Raw genomic sequence first — 15,707 nt, forward strand, 5'->3', positions numbered from 1 at the left:
GATCAAACGCTTCTCCCATGCCACTGGTCGTTGAATCCTCGGAGCTGGTTACCGGAGGAGTGCAACCAGCTCTAAAGAACTATTTATGCATTCGTCCGTCCTTAAGGGAGTAAATTGTGGCGAATTCCACGCGCGGTGAGAGCGTCGCCGAGGCTCTGCTCGAAGGCCGGATGGCGCGTAGTCGATCTGCTCTCGCCGATCGGTGCAGGCCATGGCAGGGACGCTGCGATGGGTGTGGTGCCGGTCACGGGCGACAGCCCGCACAGCTGGAGCCCGGCGTCGAGGGCAGCGGCAACGCCTTCATGAACGGTGCGCGCCGCCGCCCCAGGGTCAGGAGCTGTACTACCTCATCGAGTGGGTTGTCGCGCAGCCGTGGTGTGACGGCGACGTCGGCATGGTCGGCATCCCCTACTTCGGCTCCATGCAGGTGCCTGACTCGGCGACGCTGCTGCGACGGGGTCCTGACCTTGTAGTTCTGGGGTGCCGCCCGTCCATCGGCGCAGGCGTCGGCGACTTCGGGGGCCGGGGCTTGCTGCTGGCCTTCGGCGTGCCGGCCGCTGTGTAGAGAACCGTGCCCCGGGCCACCCATTCGACCGCACCCGCACCGGTCACTCACGCGCCTTGGGCTCACCCTCGCGGCCTGGATCAACCACCAGGATCGGGCTGGGTGCCCGAGGTGCTATTGCATACAGTATTCCGCCGAGTTAACGTCTACTCATGCGACTGACGAAGGCCACGGACCTGGCACTGCTCATGATCATGCGGTTGGCGGTAACTGGTGCGGAACTCACCACGGCACGGCGGTGCCGGGCATGACGATTTATGGCGATGACGCGACAATAGGGAAGATTCTCACCGCTGCCGGAGACACCTGGGCCGTGGTGGGCCTGTCCGGCAACCCCGAACGGGCCGCTTACCGCGTGGCCGAGAAGCTGCAGCGCATCGGCAAGAGGGTGGTGCCAGTGCACCCGAAGGCCGAGACGGTGCACGGTGAGCAGGGCTACGCCTCTCTTGCGGAGATCCCTTTCCCGGTGGACGTGGTGGACGTGTTCGTCAACTCCGCCCTCGCCGGAGGCATCGCCGACCAGGCTGTGGTGATCGGCGCCAAGGCGGTCTGGTTCCAGCTGGGCGTCATAGACGAGGCCGCCTACGACAGGACTCGCGAGGCCGGCCTGCTGATGGTGATGGACCGCTCCCCGGGACGGGAGATACCCCGGCTGGGGCTGGGCTGACGCTACCCAGCCAGCCACTGCCCGATCACACGGTGTTCGGCGGCCGGTCGGCCGCCGAGGCAGTCGTCGCAGGTCACCGAGGGTTGGGCGCCAGCGCGGCGGTTGACCAGGACGTACGGGACACCGTGCGTGACGATCTCGTCGAGGAACCGGCCGTCCGCATGGGCGTCGCCAAAGATCATGTGGATGGTGGCGAGCACCAGGTCGGACCGGCGGGATACGAGGCCCCCCACAGGTCCGCCGTACCGCCGAAACCGATGACAGCGGACGCGGCCTGGTCTGGGCCGGGCAACCTCTGCCGTGGCTATTGCCTCACCTGTCGGTGATCTCTGAGAGCCAGGCCGTGTCCTCCGGGCCCGGCGCTTCGGGGTCGGGCGCGGGCAGCCGGCGGACTGTTCCCGTGCGCAGGGCGACCGTGGCCCGTGGCCGCATCGGCCCGTCGCCCCTGCGTGAGAGCAGGACGAGTTCCCAGACTGTCGCCGTCATGGCGTCGAGCCGGGTGGCGCAGTCGGCGGTGACTCGCCGCGGATCCCGGGTCCGGCCCAGGGACAGATGTGGGGCGAAGTTCTTGGCGGACCCACGACAGCGCGGGAAACGCTGCTGCAGCACGCGGTGCAGGTCCGCCCACGGCGCCTTGCCGGCCGCCGTCGGGTCGAGCCACACGGTGAAGTACGCCCTGTGCCGGAAGGTACGCACCCCGTCCAGCCGGGCGGTGAAGACCGGCGTCTCGGCCGTCGCCGCGGCGAGCAGCGGGGCAGCCCGCTCGAAGTCGGACTCCGGCACGAAGCCGAAGAGCACATTGATGTGCGGCGGCCAGCGGTGGATCTGCGGATCGTAGTCCTGGCGGATGTCCTGGATCGGCGGCCACAGCTCCGCAGGCGGAATCCAGGCCACCGCCGTGCGGGCCGTCGGGGGCACGTCGAGGGTGCCGCCGGGCAGGCCCCAGCCGGGGCTCGTGTCGAAGCTCAGGTCCGCTTGCGGGTCCCGCACCCGGCCGGCGCCCGACGCGTCGATGCGGTCCACACCCGTGGCCCGGTCCCAGACCACCTCGCCGTCCGCCTCGATGAACACCACCCGGTGCCACGGGATGTCTCCCCCGGGCACGAAGGAAGGCAGCGGGATGCGTTTGAGGGCATCCCCGCGCTGGCTGATCCCCAGCACGAAGCGGGCCGGGTCGAACCGCGGGTCCCACCGGACCCGGTGATAGATCTCGTCGCTGGTCCGCATCACGCCTCCTCTCCCGCGTTCACACCTTCTCTTCCTCCAGGGTGCCGCCCACCCTGTCCTCGATGGTTGTTCCGCTCGCACCGCGACGCATCAGGTGCGGTGCCTGACGGGGGACGGCAGAGAGAACCGGTGCGCCTGTGTGGTGAGGACCCGCGGCAGTGCTGCGGCACCCGTTCCCGGTGTGCTGTCGGTTCTGGGACCGGCTTGTTCGTCATGGCCGGTAGCGTGGGCAACGAGACAAAGCCCTGCGAAGACAAGAGCGGGAAACCATGCGGATGATCTTCAATCCCGCGGAGGAGAACGAGTACGAGGCCGTTCGTGGTCTTCTTGTCCACCGGTTCGAACGGTGGGCCTGGGAGAACGGGATCGACGCCGATCCGTTCGTCGTCGAAGCCGCGCTGGACTACCGCCATCTCGGTACGCCGGACGGCAGGCTGGGGCTGTGGGACCAGCGGCACATCGAGGAGTTCCTGCTCGACTGGGTCCCGCGGACGGTGACCGTACTTCCCGACGAGGAGCCCGCCGATGCGCCGGGCACTCTGCGGTGCCTGCTGCGGTATCTGGACGACGTCCATCTCACCGATCCCCGAGGGGCGTCCCTGCCCGAGGTGCTGGAGGCCGTCGACGCGGCGGCGCCCCGCTACGCGGAGGCGATGGCCGACCGCAGCCTCTGGGGCCTGGCGAAGTTCTGGATCACCACTGCCGCGGAGCAGGGCGTCGACGTCTACGACGGGCAGGCGTTGCAGGACTTCGTGGGGCGGGCACAGGGTGGCCAGGTGCCCTACGACCCGGAGGTGCATCAGACCATCGTCGAGCGGCACGTGCGGAGTTCCGAGCCCGTACGGTCCGAGCCTCAGCTTCCGGTCGCGCTCCCGGGCGACGACGTCCTGCGGGAGCAGGCCGGCCGGTCACCGGTTCTTCGGCAGTTGCGTGGCCTGGCCGAGTGGGCGGGGCGCGACCGCAGAACGCTCACCGGTTCCGGCAGGCTGCGTCTGTCAGATGCCCGGGAACTCGTAGAGCGGCTGGACACCGGAGACGATACGGACTCGGTCCGCTCGTCCGCGGACCTGCCGCGCCTCAACCTCCTTGTGGAGTGGGCGAAGAGAGCCAGGCTGATACGAGTCGCCAAGGGGAGGCTGTACGCGGTGGCCAAGGCCGAGCCTGTGCTGAACGACCCGCTTGCACTGTGGCGGCGCGCGTTCGACGCGTTCCATGAGCTGCCCAGCCCAGTGAGGGGCGGGCGCGGCGGCAGGTACGGAGGATCCGTGCCGTTCGACGAGTACGACGTGTACGACATCGTCCTGCCCGACGTACTGGCAACCCTCTACAGCCTGCCGTACCCCATGCCCTGGCCCGGGCTGCGGGACACCGTCCGCCTCGCCTACCGCTCGAGTTCCCCGCTCGAGGTCTTCGCCAGGGGCTCCATCGGGTTCGAACAGGCCGATGACGATCTGCGCACCGTGCTGGGTGTTTTGGAGGACCTGGGGGCGATCGACTGCCGCCAGGGGATGGCCGACCCCGTCTTTGCCGATCTGGCGATGAGCGAGAACGACGTCGAGGAGTGGACCGGAGTACCGACCGAGGACGATGACGACCTCGAGACGCCGTCCGGCATACTGCCAGGGATGCCGACCGGACTTGCCGGGCTGCTGGACGACGCCCTGCTGGACGAGACCCTGTCGGGTGACGCCCTGTTGGACGGCGCCGCGCCAGACGACGCCCTGTTGAGTGACGCTCTGCTGGACAACGAGGCCACCCAGCGGGCCCGCAAACTGAAGTCCGAACTGAGCTCGGGCCCGGTCGAGTTGATCCGTCTCACTGACCTCGGAACGGACTCCGTGCGCCGTCGGCTGCTGGCCGAAGGCCGGGATGCACCCCTGATCGGCGAGCTTGCCCAGGCCTCGCCGGCCGGTGTGCTGGGCGTCCTCTCCGATCACTACGATCCGGAGTCCGCCCGGGCGGAGCTCGCCGCGTGGATCGCCGTCCGCGGCGACCGGTCCGCGGCGCTGGACCAGCTCGTCCGCGCGGTGCGGTCCATGCCGTTCCGTACCCGGGCCGAGGCCATGCTGGACGTCCTCGCCTCATCGCTCGACGACGGGGAGCTCCTGCTGCGAAGCCTGCGTTCGGACCCCTCGCTGGCTCCCACCGCGCTGAGCCTCCTGGCCCGCCGGGAGATTCTCACCCCCGAGGACCTCACGGAGCCGGAAAGCCTGCTCATGGTCGCTGAAAGCCTGTTGCAGCTCTTTGAGGCGACCGGCGCCGACGGGGTGAGGGAGGTACTACGCCAACAGGGTCGCGAGGCCGAAGAAGCCCTCCGGGCGGCTCTGACCTCCGCTCACCCGGACCTGGTGGGCCTCGCGGACCTTCAGGCCCTCGCCGAGGGTGTGGCCCGGGAGCGCAAGGCCCACGTCGGCCTCGTTCAGCAGCGCGGCCACCGAAAGAACGGCAGACGGGGCGGCGGACGGCGCCGCTGAGGACTTGGGGCTCAAGGGCGATGTCTGCGTCCGAGTGACCACATGACTGGGATGCCGGCTGCCTTGAGGGACTCCGCCCGCGAAGGGAGCTCAGTAGCGGTCGGCAGTGTCACCGGCTCATGCTCAGCCGGTGACGAACCAGTCCAGTGCCGCGATCGGTTCCGCCGGCTCGGCCGAGCAGCGGCAGCAGGCTGCCGAAGCTTTCCCTGTTCAGGACGGACCGTCCGGCCTCGCAGCCGTGGCCAGGCTCGGTTGGAGGCGGCGGGCGGCGTTGAGGTGGTCCGCGGTCCAGATGATGCGGACGGCGGTGTCCGTGGCCTGCCCGCTTTCGTCCCACAGATCGCGGCGGAGCGAGTCGACCAGGCGTGCCTCGGCCGCAGGGTTGCGTGGCAGTGGATCCGGGAGTGCGGTCTGCCGGCCCAGGCTCGCGGCCAGGTCGCGGTACCAGGCGGACACTCGATCGGCGAAACCCAGAAGTACGAGGCGAGCCTCGGCCCGGTCCGCTTCGGCGTGCTGCTCGCCGCTGCGTTGCCATAGTCCCAGCACCGCGTCGGCGGCGAGGCGCAGTCCGACGATGCCGGTGACCAGGGTGGTCATGTCAGCGAGCGGCAGGCTCTTGGGTCCGCGTTCGGCGAGGTAGCTGCGGAAGGCGTCGTCAAGTCTTCGGGCCGCGGCGGCCGCTTGGCGTTTCTCCTCCAGGGGGACATCGGCCGGCACGGGGCTGAAGCCGCAGCGGCCGACCGCGTACTCGACCGCGCCGGTCAGATAGCGGGCGCTGTCGGTGTACGCCTCGGCGAGCGCCTGGGTCACGGCGGCCGCGGCGCCGCGCGGCCAGAAGAACAGGCCCACCAGCACGCTCACCGCGCAGCCGATGGCGATGTCCTGGATGCGCAGCAGCGCGATGTGCCAGTCCGGGTTCTGGCCGATGTTGAACAGGATGACCAGGGTGATGGTGAAGGCTGCCTGGCCGGCGGCGAAGGAGATGACGGTGGGGGCGATCCCCGCGACCAGTACGGCGAGGGGGAGCAGGAACCACAGCGCGGTGCCGTGCCGGCCGATGAGGTGCAGCAATCCGGCCCCGATGAGCGACCCGACGATGGTGCCGCCCACGGCGCGCACCGCGTTCTGCCCGGTGTTGAGCGCGTTCGAGCGCAGCACCGAGAGGGTCCCCAGGAGTACCCAGAATGAGTGCTGAACGCTCGTCAGATTCGCCAGGGCGACCGCGATGCCCAGGCCGACCGCTCCCCGGAGGCTGTTGTGCAGCCAGACCGAGTGCGGCTCCAGGTGGGCGACGGCCCGTTCGCGGGCCGAGGCCAAAGGGCGGGTCAGGGCGCCGGGCTCGCGGCCGAGCATCCGGTCCGGCCAGCTGCGTCGTTGGGCCGCCGCGGCCAGGTCCACGTTGCCCGCGATCTGGAGGGTCGCGAATCCCAGTTCCTGGGCGCGGAATGACAGGTCCAGGACTTCGATGAAGGCGCGGGGCTCCCACTGCGTGCCAGGTCCGGGTGGGTGCATGGGCAGGCGGGTGGTGGCGCTGCGTTCCATGCCGGTCATGGCCTTGTCCAGGTCCGCCGACGCGGTACGGAGCGCGTCGGGTGCGCCGTAGGGATCTTCGAGCAGGTCGGCCGCCTGGTCCAGGACCGCGGCGGCGACCCGCCGTACGGCGTACGCCTCGGGGTCGCACGTCACGTGGTCGCTGTCCGGGGGGCCGCTGTCGGCCACGATGGTGCACAGCCAGGTGAGTTCGTCGACCAGGCGGACCAGGGCGCGGGAGCTGGTGGACAGTCCGGTGGGGCGGTACGGGGTGGCGTCGAAGGCAGTACGGAGGTCGGACGCCGCGGCGGTGGCCTGATCTGCGGTGGCCTCGCACTGCTGGGCGCTCGGTGCGTCGGGCTCTCCCGCCAGATGAGATGCGTCGGCGCGTAGCTGCGCTGCGGCCGTGCGGCAGACACGGGCGGCGGGCGCGCAGAGCGGGTCGGCCGTGGGCCGGGGCCACAGCAGGGAGATCGCGAGCATGGAGCCGGCGGCCGCGAGGCCCGCTCCGGCGAGCCGGTCGGGCAGCTGCGACAGCGGCGCGGGCGAGGTCACCGGCAGGATGAAGGCCAGCAGCAGGGCGGTGGCCGCCCCCGCGAGGACGGAACTGACCACGCCCGAGAAGAGCACAAGGAAGCCGACCACGACGGTGACGGTGACCGCGAGCCAGGTCTCGCGGGCCACGAGCGTGCCCAGGCAGATGAGCGCCGCCCACGCCACCGCGAGGCCCACGTGGGCGCGCAGCCGCTGCACCATCGGGCCGGTGAAGTCGACCAGCAACAACATCGAGAACGAACCGAAGGCCGCGTAGGTCGCCATGGTCGGCGCGTGCAGCACCTGGCTGCACAGGGCGAACAGGGCAGGCATCACGAGCGCAGTGCGTGCCGCTCGGCGGGTCGCAGCCAGCTCCGGATCGCGCGTACGCAACCAGGTGAGGCCCCGGCCAGATGTCCGCATCCGCTCGCACACCTCCTGCCGCCCGGCACCCGCGTACCCCATCCTCGCGAGTATCTGCCCGCGCCGGGGCTTGCGCAGGGTCAGTGACGCCAAGCAGGGCAAGCGACCGCCGCCGGTCGGGTGATCGGCGTGGCGGGGCCGCCACTGGGCGCGTCTCGCCGCTTGACGCGTCGGCGCACCCTCCCGGGGCGTGACGTCCTACGGGGCTATGCCGACACCTTCGATACGGCTCCAGGCTCTCTCCTGTGCCGAGGTCATGGCCGGCCAGTCGAGGCCGCCCGGGCGGGCGGCGACGCGTGAGGCGTAGGGCGAGGGGTGGAAATCCGGGTCGTAGAAGCATCCGGTGCCGTAGACGCTGTCGAACGTCGCGCACGACGCCGCGATCGACTTCGGGGTTGGCTTCTTCCCGGTACGCCCCCACGTGTCCAGGGCCGAAATGGAGTCGGCGTATTCGGAGTCGCTCAGTTGACTGTGGTCATGTTCCCCGGTGAACGTCTGCACCAGGTACTTGTCCCGGTGGCTGCCTTGCAGGGTGGCGCGGTAGGCGGCCTCGTGTTCGACGAATGCCGTCGGGTCGTCGATCGCGTGGAGCGTGAGGACCGGGATGTCGACCTTGCCGGTGAGATCGCTGTCGTAGGACAGGTCCCGAACGGCGGTCGGGTCGGCCGAGAAGCGCTCGACACCCGCGTTGAGGGCCTTGTCGTCATGGGAGCCGGAGTACCGAACGCCCTGGTTGCTGAAGGGGTTACGGCCGCCGAGGCGGTTGTGGACGATGTCGCGGAAGGTGAAGGTGGCGAAGCGCAGGTGGGACTCCAGGGTGCGCTCCGGAATCTTCGTGACGGCGAGGATGTCATCGAGGTTGCGCTGCTGCTGTGCGGTCCGCTCCTGCGGGGCGGAGGAAAAGCCGGTGCACTCCTGGAGGCGGGCGCGCAGACCGTTGGTGGTCATGGTGGAGTCGACCCGCAGCCCTTGCCACAGTGGGTACTGCGCTTCGGTGGGCCTGGGATGGTTCCGGCAGTAGTACTGGTAGACCACTCGCAGGTCGACACGGTAGTCGTAGCCGCGGGAACCGCCGGCGAGAACCCCATTGGTGAGCAGGGCCCCGTCGTAGGGGCCGTTCTTCTTCCCATAGAGTTCGACGACTTTGGCCGCGACGTCTCCGCCCCAGGACTGGCCGTGCACGTAGGTCCGCTTCGGCGTGCCGAAGTGCGAGACGAACAGGCGGCGCACGTTCTCGGTGTCGGCGGCGGCCATGCGAGTGCCGTAGCCGCCGCGGCGGTAGGACGAACCGGCCCAGGCGTAGCCCTGGTCGACCATGACCGCCCAGCGGCCCAAGTCGTCGAGACTGCGCCCGGGGTCGGAGCCGTCGCCCAGGTCGGGCCCGCCATGGGCATGTACGACGAGTGATCCGTTCCAGTGCTCGGGGACGGCGATGGCGTAGTAGGCGCCGTCCGCGCCCTGCCCGGTGTAGCACTCGACGCTTTCATCGAGACCGGACGGGCACGCGACGGTCGCGGGGCCTTCGGTGTCTGCTGCCGAAGGCGTTGTGCCGGCGAGCGCGCCGATGGTCATGCTCAAAGAGACGGCGGCCAAGGCCGCGCGAAGTCCCCTGCGTCTCTTACCTGCTTGCCGTGATGGGTTTCGCCTGATCAAGGTCGGCCCCTTGCGTTCGTTGGCGCGTCTTTGCGCTGCGATGCTAGGAACGGGGGTCGCACCGGACCATGGCTCGATCAATTCTGTTCATAGTGTTCGGACAGTCCTCGGGCGACTGGGGCGCGCTCTGTGCGCTCGGCATCAGGGCCGTGCCGAGGTCTGTCTCACGTTGTAGCCCTCCAGACGGAGTTTCGGGTTGTTCGACGTAAGAGCGTCGGCGGGCCATGACGCGGTGATGGTCCTGGACTCCCCGGGGAGCAGCCACAGGTAGTTGTCGCTGTAGAGAGTCGGCAGCACCCGGTGATCGGTCCCGGCGTCGCGCAGTGAGACACGCACCATGGCCGCGACCGACGAGCCTGCGTTGCGCAGCCGGGCCGTGAGCCCATGGCGATCGCCCGAGTGGTCCGTTTCGGTGATGTCGAGGAACACCCGGGCCTTTTCAAGGTCGTTCAGCGCCCGCATGTCGCGGGCACTCCGGTAGCGCCAGTACGTGTTCTCGGACAACGATCCGCCGCGTGCGTCGGTGAGGCGTACCCGCAGCACATGGAAGTCGGGCAGGTCATCCGTCCAGCCGGCGGTGAACGCATACGTGGTGGCAGAGGGGGCGATGTCGACGGTCTTGTGCTGTTCCGGGGCGAGCGGGCGGCCGGAGAGGTCGTAGCAGCGTGCGGAGACCGTGGCGCCGGCGATGGCCGTCGGCGTGTGGTTCACCGCGATCACTCGTCCGTCCGTGGGGCCGGCCTGCACGTGGACGGGCTCGCCCGCCTTGCGGGCGCCGTAGTAGGTGCCGTTGACGTCGAAGTCGTAGTCGTACGTCTGCCACACGGTGCTGTACCAGGCGGGGTGGGACATCCACAGCATCAGCCCGCTGGCGTCGTCCCACAGGTGCGCGTTCCAGGCCTCGAACATGGCGCGGGTGTTCTCGTAGTTGACGAACTGCGCCTTGCGGCAGAAGTCCTCGAGGTCCGCTGCGACATCGAGCCGGCTTTCGATGGCGGCCCGGTAGTTCTGCGGCGCCTGGTTCCCCCTGGTGCTCCAGTCGTGGTAGTACCAGGGGCCGCCGATGGGCCACTCGGGCTCGTCGCCGACGAGGCGGCGCATCGTCTCCGCCGTCGACACGACCGGCATGCCGATCTCGGTGTGGAAGCCGAAGCTCCCGCTGCCGTACGTGGACGCGGAGTAGTACCGCTCCGGCTCGATCCAGCCGTAGGGGCCGCCGCCGGAGACGATTCCGCCGGCCGAGTTGTTCTGGTAGAGCAGATCGGGTGCTTCGGCCCGCACCGCGGCCCGCATACCGTCGTCGACCGGGCCCGGAGGGTTGCCCTCGTTCGCCCCGCACCACACGACGATGCTGGGGTGGATGCGGTAGCGCCGCACGGTGTCCTGCGCAAGGTCGACGAAGGCCTTGTGGTCGGGTGGGTCCATGGCCCAGGCGTTGGGGAAGTCGTTCCACACCAGAAGGCCGTGCTCGTCGCAACTGGCGTAGAACTCCTCGCGGTTGCTGCTGCCCACCCAGTTGCGGATCATCGTGAAGTTCATGTCCCGGTGCATCCGGACGGCGGTGTCCATCCGCTCGGCGGGCATGCGCCGCAGCAGTTCGTCCCAGCCCCAGTTGCCGCCGCGGCAGAAGACGCGGACCCCGTTGACACTGATCTTGAGCGGCACGGGGGAGTTGTCGACCGACTTCACATCCGTCCAGCTGTCGCCGTCGTCGGAGACCTGGATGGTGTACGTCTTGGCGTAGGCCTGCTCCCACAGGATGACGACCCGGTCGAACGAGACCCTGGACCCCAGGTCGAGCTGGACCCACTGGTCGTCCTCGAAGGCCGAGGACCAGCGGGTCGCGGGATTTCCGTCCACCGCGTTGCCCGGCTGGTTCCCGGGGTCGTCCACGGAGGACGCGGTGGCAGGCTTGTGGAGGGCCAGATCCGTGTCCGGCGAAGCGCTGTCCACGACCGACAGCCCCCACATCGACGATCCCCAACTGGTCGCCCGCGTACGGCAGAAGATGCGCAGATGCCGTGCGGTGGTGGCGGCGAACTCCACACTCTGCAGGCTCGCGGAACCCGACGTCCGGAAGGGAAGCGGCACCGCGGTGTTGTCGACCGCCGCCGCATCCGTCCAGGTGTCGCCGTCGTCCGAGACCTGGACGGTGTACGTCTTGGCGTAGGCCTGCTCCCATGTGAGGACGACGCGGTCGAAGGACAGCGAGGACTCGAGGTCGACCCGGATCCACTGGTCGTCCTCGAAGGCGGAGGACCAGCGGGTGCCGGCATCGCCGTCCGTCGCGTTGCCGGGCTGGTTGGCCGCGTCGTCGACGGAGGAGGCGGTGGCCTTCTTGTGCAGGGCAAGGTCGGTGTCGGGTGCGGAGCTGTCCGAGACCGTCAGACCCCACATCGACGCCCCCCAACTGGTGGCGCGCGTACGGCACATGATCCGGACGTAACGGGCCTTCTGACGGGCGAAGGTCACGGTCTGCGCGTACGCGTCGCTGCCGGACTGGAACGTCAGCGGCACGTCGTACTCGTAGCCGTACTGACGAATCCCGAAGCGGGTGGTCCGCCGGTCGCTCTCCTCGCCCGCGAGGGAGGCGGCGAGGGTCAGCTTGTGCAGGGCGGGGTCGCCGTAGCCGTTGGGCCACCACAACTTGGGGTTGTGCAGCCGAAGTTGGAGGTGAGTCGCGGCGGTGAAAGTGACGTCGACGCTCTCGCCCGCCGGAACGGTGACCGACTGGCTCAGTCGTATGCCGTCGAAGGCTGCCGACACGGTGACGCGTCTGGGCTCCGCGTCGGCGTTGCGCACGGGAACCACGATCGTCAGTTCGGCCGCGTGGGTGTCGGGCAGGTCCGGGAGCCTGGTGTCGACGCGGGGGTCGCCGAGGACGGCCGCTCCGGTGGAGCGCAGCCGGACGTGGTTCCAGATGCCGGCGGCGCGGTCCCGCACGGCCGGCATCCAGTCCCAGCCCGACGAGGCCAGGTAGGTGGGTGAGTTGCGGTTCATCATGTTCGCGCCGGCGTCCACGAAGGCGAGGCCGGCCGGGCCCTTGTCGCCGGGACTGCCCGGGTACGGCATGGGGGTGATCTGCACGGCGAGGGCCTGCTCGCCGTCGGTCAGCAGCTCGGTCACGTCGTACACGGCGCGGGCGAAGGGGAACTCGAGCTCGCCGACCCTGGTGCCGTTGAACCAGATGTCGGCGGTGTGGTTGATGCCCTCGAACTCGAGCCAGATGCGGCGTCCCTCGCCGGTGCGCAGGTCCTTGGGGAGGCGGAAGGCGCGCCGGTACCACCAGGCGTGGCGCGAGAGGGCCTCCGGGATGTGCAGGTTGTTGAACCCGGCGACCGGATCAGGCAGATGTCCCTGGTCGACGAGCGAGGACAGGACGGTCCCGGGGACGGTCGCGGGCAGCCAGCGGCTGGTGTCCGCCGACGGCCCGGACAGCGCGGCGCCGTCGCCGCCCGCCCAGTCGTCCATGGTCAGGTCCCAGCCGGACTCCAGCGGTACGGTGCCGTCCTCGGCGATCTCGAGAGCCGGAGGGGTCCGGTGGTGGGTCCCCCAGTCGGTCCAGCCGGTGGCGTCGGGCCGGGCGGTGCGGCAGGATCCGTACACCTGAAGGCCGTTGAGGCCCAGCGGGTTGGTGTTGGAGCGCTTGTACACGGTCATCCGCACCCAGCGGGCGGTCACGGGCTTCGCCAGGGTGATCTCCATGACCCCGCCCGTACCGGAGTCGGTACGGTGGACGGCCGTCCACGCCTTGTGGTCCCGAGAGGTCTCGATGACGAAGTCGACCGCGCAACTGGACAGGATCTCCTGCCCCGTCGTGTTGTCCCGCGGGTTGCCGCCGGGGGCGTCGACGTAGGGCGGGTCGCCCGCCGTCGCCTCGAAGGTGAGGCGCAGCGACTCGACCTCGCACGGTGCCTGGAGGTCGACGGATATCCACTGGGGGTCGCCGGAGGCGGCGCGCCAACCCGTGCCGCGCACTCCGACGGTGTCGACCCTGTCGACCACGAACTCACCCGGTGTGGGGGCGTAGTCGGTGGAGGACACCGAGATGGGGCGACAGGCCGCGAGTTCACCGGGCGCGGCGGGCCGGTTCGGCTGTCCGGATTCGGCCGCGAATCCTTCGGCGGGCAGGGCCATACCGAGCCCGAAGCCCGCGAGCAGGGTGGTGCCGGCGGAGAGGACGGTGCGACGGGACGGTCGGGGCGACTGATCAGACATCAACTATGGCTCCGATCAGGGAAGTTCGGGGAGGAGGGGAGACCTGCAACAGGTGGAAGACAACGTTGCCACAGCGGCTCTGACAACGTTGCCGAACACTGCACCCCGGGACGAGGGCTGTCAAGGATTCCGGCGTGAGCGCGAGAGGTCTTTGAATAAATTAGTAATAAATATTGACAGGGTTTCGGCCGCGCGCCACAGTCTTCGCCGTGACGCCGACGGCCCCCGTTGCAGCGCGGCCCGCGTCACGTCCTCCTGCTTCCCAACCCTCGGGAGAGGCAAGTGACTTCACACCCGCAGGCCCGCACATCCGCAGGTCGCAGACATACGCGCCGTGCCACCACGGCCGCGATCGCGACGGTCCTCGCCGTGACCGCGGCCCCCACCGCCACGGCACGGACCGCCGTCGACCAGGGCGCGCCCGACTACTACGACAGCGGTCTCGCGCCGACGCCCTACATGGGCTGGAACACGTACTACGGGCTGGGCGCGCCCACCGAGAAGGAGGTACGGGCCGTCGCCGACAAGCTGGTCAGCAGCGGTCTGCGCGACAGCGGCTACAACATCGTCTGGCTCGACGGCGGCTGGCAGGCCGACAACCCCCGTGACACACAGGGGCGGTTGGTGGCCAACCCGGACCGCTTCCCCTCCGGCATCCCGGCGCTCGTGTCCTACCTGCACAAACGCGGTCTGCGGGCGGGCATCTACACCGATGCCGGCACCTACGACGGCGGCAGGAGCTGCGGCCTGGGCAGCCGCGGCCACTACACCGAGGACGCACGGCAGTTCGCGGGCTGGAAGATCGACGCGATCAAGGTCGACTTCCTGTGCGGAATCGGCGCGAAGCTCGATCCGGGGCCCGCGTTCAAGGAGTTCGGCGACGCGGTCGCCAAGTCCGGCCGACGGATGCTGCTGAACCTGTGCAACCCGCTCACCGACGACTGGGGCCTGCCGCACACGCCCGAGCAGGACGCGCACAACACGTACGTCTACGCCCCGACGATCGCCGACTCCTGGCGCACCGGCACCGACATCGCGTGGGGCACCCCGAGTCCCGGCCAGTGGCCCAACGTGCTGCGCAACATGGACGCCAACGCCTGGCATCCCGAGGCGCAGGGACCAGGACACTACAACGACCCGGACTACCTCATCCCCATGCGCCGCATGACCGACGGGTCGTACGAACTCACGCAGGAGGAGTCCACCACCCAGTTCGTGATGTGGGCCGAGATGGGCTCGCCGCTCGTGCTCGGCTCCGACCCGCGCACCCTGTCCGACGCGATGATCGGCACGCTCCGCAACCCCGAGATCATCGCCGTCGACCAGGACCCGCTCGCCGTCCAGGGCGTACGGGTGGCGACGGACTCGGTCGGCGACGCGTACAGCAAGGTCCTCCAGGGGCACGGACGGCGCGCGGTCGTGCTGCTCAACCGCTCCGACCAACCCGCCGAGCGCACGGTGCGGTTCGCCGATGTCGGGCTCGGCGGGCCGGTCCAGGTCCGCGACCTGCGGGCACGCGCCGACCGGGGCACGCATACGGGGTCGTACACCGTCGAGGTTCCCGCGCACGGCACCGCGTTCCTGAAGCTGACCGGGGCGGACACCCTGCCCGGTACGAGCCTGGGCGAGAAGGCCACGGCAAGCCCGGCCTTCGTGCGCGACGGCGACACGCTGACCACCTTCCTGCGGGGACCGCACGGCTCGCTCGTCCAGCAGACCGACGGCAGGACGAGGGACCTCGGCGGTCCCGCGCAGGGCGGGATCCTGGGCCAGCCCGCCGCGTACGCCTCCGCCGACGGCCGGATCGACGTCTTCGTGCGCGGCGCGGACTCCCGGGCGTACCGGCGGGTCTTCGTCGACGGGCGCTGGGGTCAATGGGAGGGCCTGGGTGGGCAGTTGACCGACGCGCCGTCCGTCGCCTTCACCGACCCCGCGCACTGGACGCTGTTCGCGCGCGGTGCCGACGGGCGGATCGTGCAGCGTGGGCCGACGTCCGGCTGGTCGTCGCTCGGCGCGCCAGGCGATCGCCCGACGTACGGCAGGCCGTCCGCCGTCGTCGACAGTCAGGGCCGCGTGCAGGTGGCCGTGCGCACCGCGGCGGACGACGTATGGACGCGGACGCGGGAGACGTCGGGGGAGTGGTCGGCATGGAGCTCGCTCGGCGGGACCGTCAGCGGCAGTCCGACGCTGGTCGCCGTGGGAGACGGCGTGGTGCTGTACGCGCGAGCCGCCGACTACACGCTCTGGCAGCAGCGCTACCACGACGGCGCCTGGCAGGGCTGGACCAAACGGCAGGAGTTCCCCAGTGCCGCCTTCGACGGTGCGCTGGGTGCGGTTGCCGGGCCGGAGAGCACGGTCGACGCCGTCTTCCGTGGCGTTGACGGCTACGTGTACCGGACCCAGTTCAAATAAATTA

The 15,707-nt window shown here is 69.8% G+C and carries 9 protein-coding genes; 4 read left to right on the forward strand and 5 right to left on the reverse strand.

All coding sequences use genetic code 11. From position 1 onward, the window contains the following. Window positions 1–211: 211 nt before the first annotated feature. Both AB5J53_RS39350 and AB5J53_RS39355 read left to right on the forward strand, forming a co-directional pair. A complete protein-coding gene (locus AB5J53_RS39350; RefSeq protein ID WP_369250379.1) occupies window positions 212–565 on the forward strand; it encodes a CocE/NonD family hydrolase in 354 nt (117 codons plus the stop codon). Window positions 566–818: 253 nt separating this feature from the next. Further along, entirely contained in the window at window positions 819–1,232 is a 414-nt protein-coding gene (locus AB5J53_RS39355; RefSeq protein ID WP_369252739.1) for a CoA-binding protein, read from the forward strand. A gap of 2 nt (window positions 1,233–1,234) precedes the next feature. Here the strand turns inward: AB5J53_RS39355 and AB5J53_RS39360 are convergent, their stop codons facing one another. Next, window positions 1,235–1,465 (reverse strand): hypothetical protein, encoded by a 231-nt coding sequence (locus tag AB5J53_RS39360; protein ID WP_369250380.1) that lies wholly within the window; start codon window positions 1,463–1,465, stop codon window positions 1,235–1,237. A gap of 79 nt (window positions 1,466–1,544) precedes the next feature. After that, on the reverse strand, window positions 1,545–2,459 hold the full coding sequence (locus tag AB5J53_RS39365; RefSeq protein ID WP_369250381.1) for an RNA repair domain-containing protein: 915 nt from the start codon (window positions 2,457–2,459) through the stop codon (window positions 1,545–1,547). Window positions 2,460–2,734: 275 nt separating this feature from the next. On the opposite strand from AB5J53_RS39365, the gene AB5J53_RS39370 reads away from it, so the two are divergent. Beyond that, window positions 2,735–4,933 carry a hypothetical protein gene (locus tag AB5J53_RS39370; protein WP_369250382.1) on the forward strand — a complete coding sequence of 733 codons (2,199 nt, stop codon included), beginning with the start codon at window positions 2,735–2,737 and terminating at the stop codon, window positions 4,931–4,933. A gap of 210 nt (window positions 4,934–5,143) precedes the next feature. On the opposite strand, the gene AB5J53_RS39375 is transcribed toward AB5J53_RS39370, so the two are convergent. The 3 genes from AB5J53_RS39375 to AB5J53_RS39385 form a co-directional block, all read right to left on the reverse strand. Then, complete coding sequence (locus tag AB5J53_RS39375; protein ID WP_369250383.1) at window positions 5,144–7,513, reverse strand: FUSC family protein; 2,370 nt, start codon at window positions 7,511–7,513, stop codon at window positions 5,144–5,146. Window positions 7,514–7,618: 105 nt separating this feature from the next. Beyond that, a complete protein-coding gene (locus tag AB5J53_RS39380) occupies window positions 7,619–8,992 on the reverse strand; it encodes a hypothetical protein (protein WP_369250384.1) in 1,374 nt (457 codons plus the stop codon). 222 nt (window positions 8,993–9,214) lie between these two features. Further along, window positions 9,215–13,291 (reverse strand): discoidin domain-containing protein, encoded by a 4,077-nt coding sequence (locus AB5J53_RS39385; RefSeq protein WP_369250385.1) that lies wholly within the window; start codon window positions 13,289–13,291, stop codon window positions 9,215–9,217. A 369-nt stretch (window positions 13,292–13,660) separates the two neighbouring features. Here AB5J53_RS39385 and AB5J53_RS39390 point away from each other — a divergent pair, with 369 nt between their 5' ends. After that, window positions 13,661–15,703, forward strand: a complete 2,043-nt coding sequence (locus AB5J53_RS39390; protein ID WP_369252741.1) for a glycoside hydrolase family 27 protein — start codon at window positions 13,661–13,663, stop codon at window positions 15,701–15,703. Window positions 15,704–15,707: the final 4 nt, after the last annotated feature.

Source organism: Streptomyces sp. R41 (genome assembly GCF_041053055.1).
Taxonomy (GTDB): Bacteria; Actinomycetota; Actinomycetes; order Streptomycetales; family Streptomycetaceae; genus Streptomyces.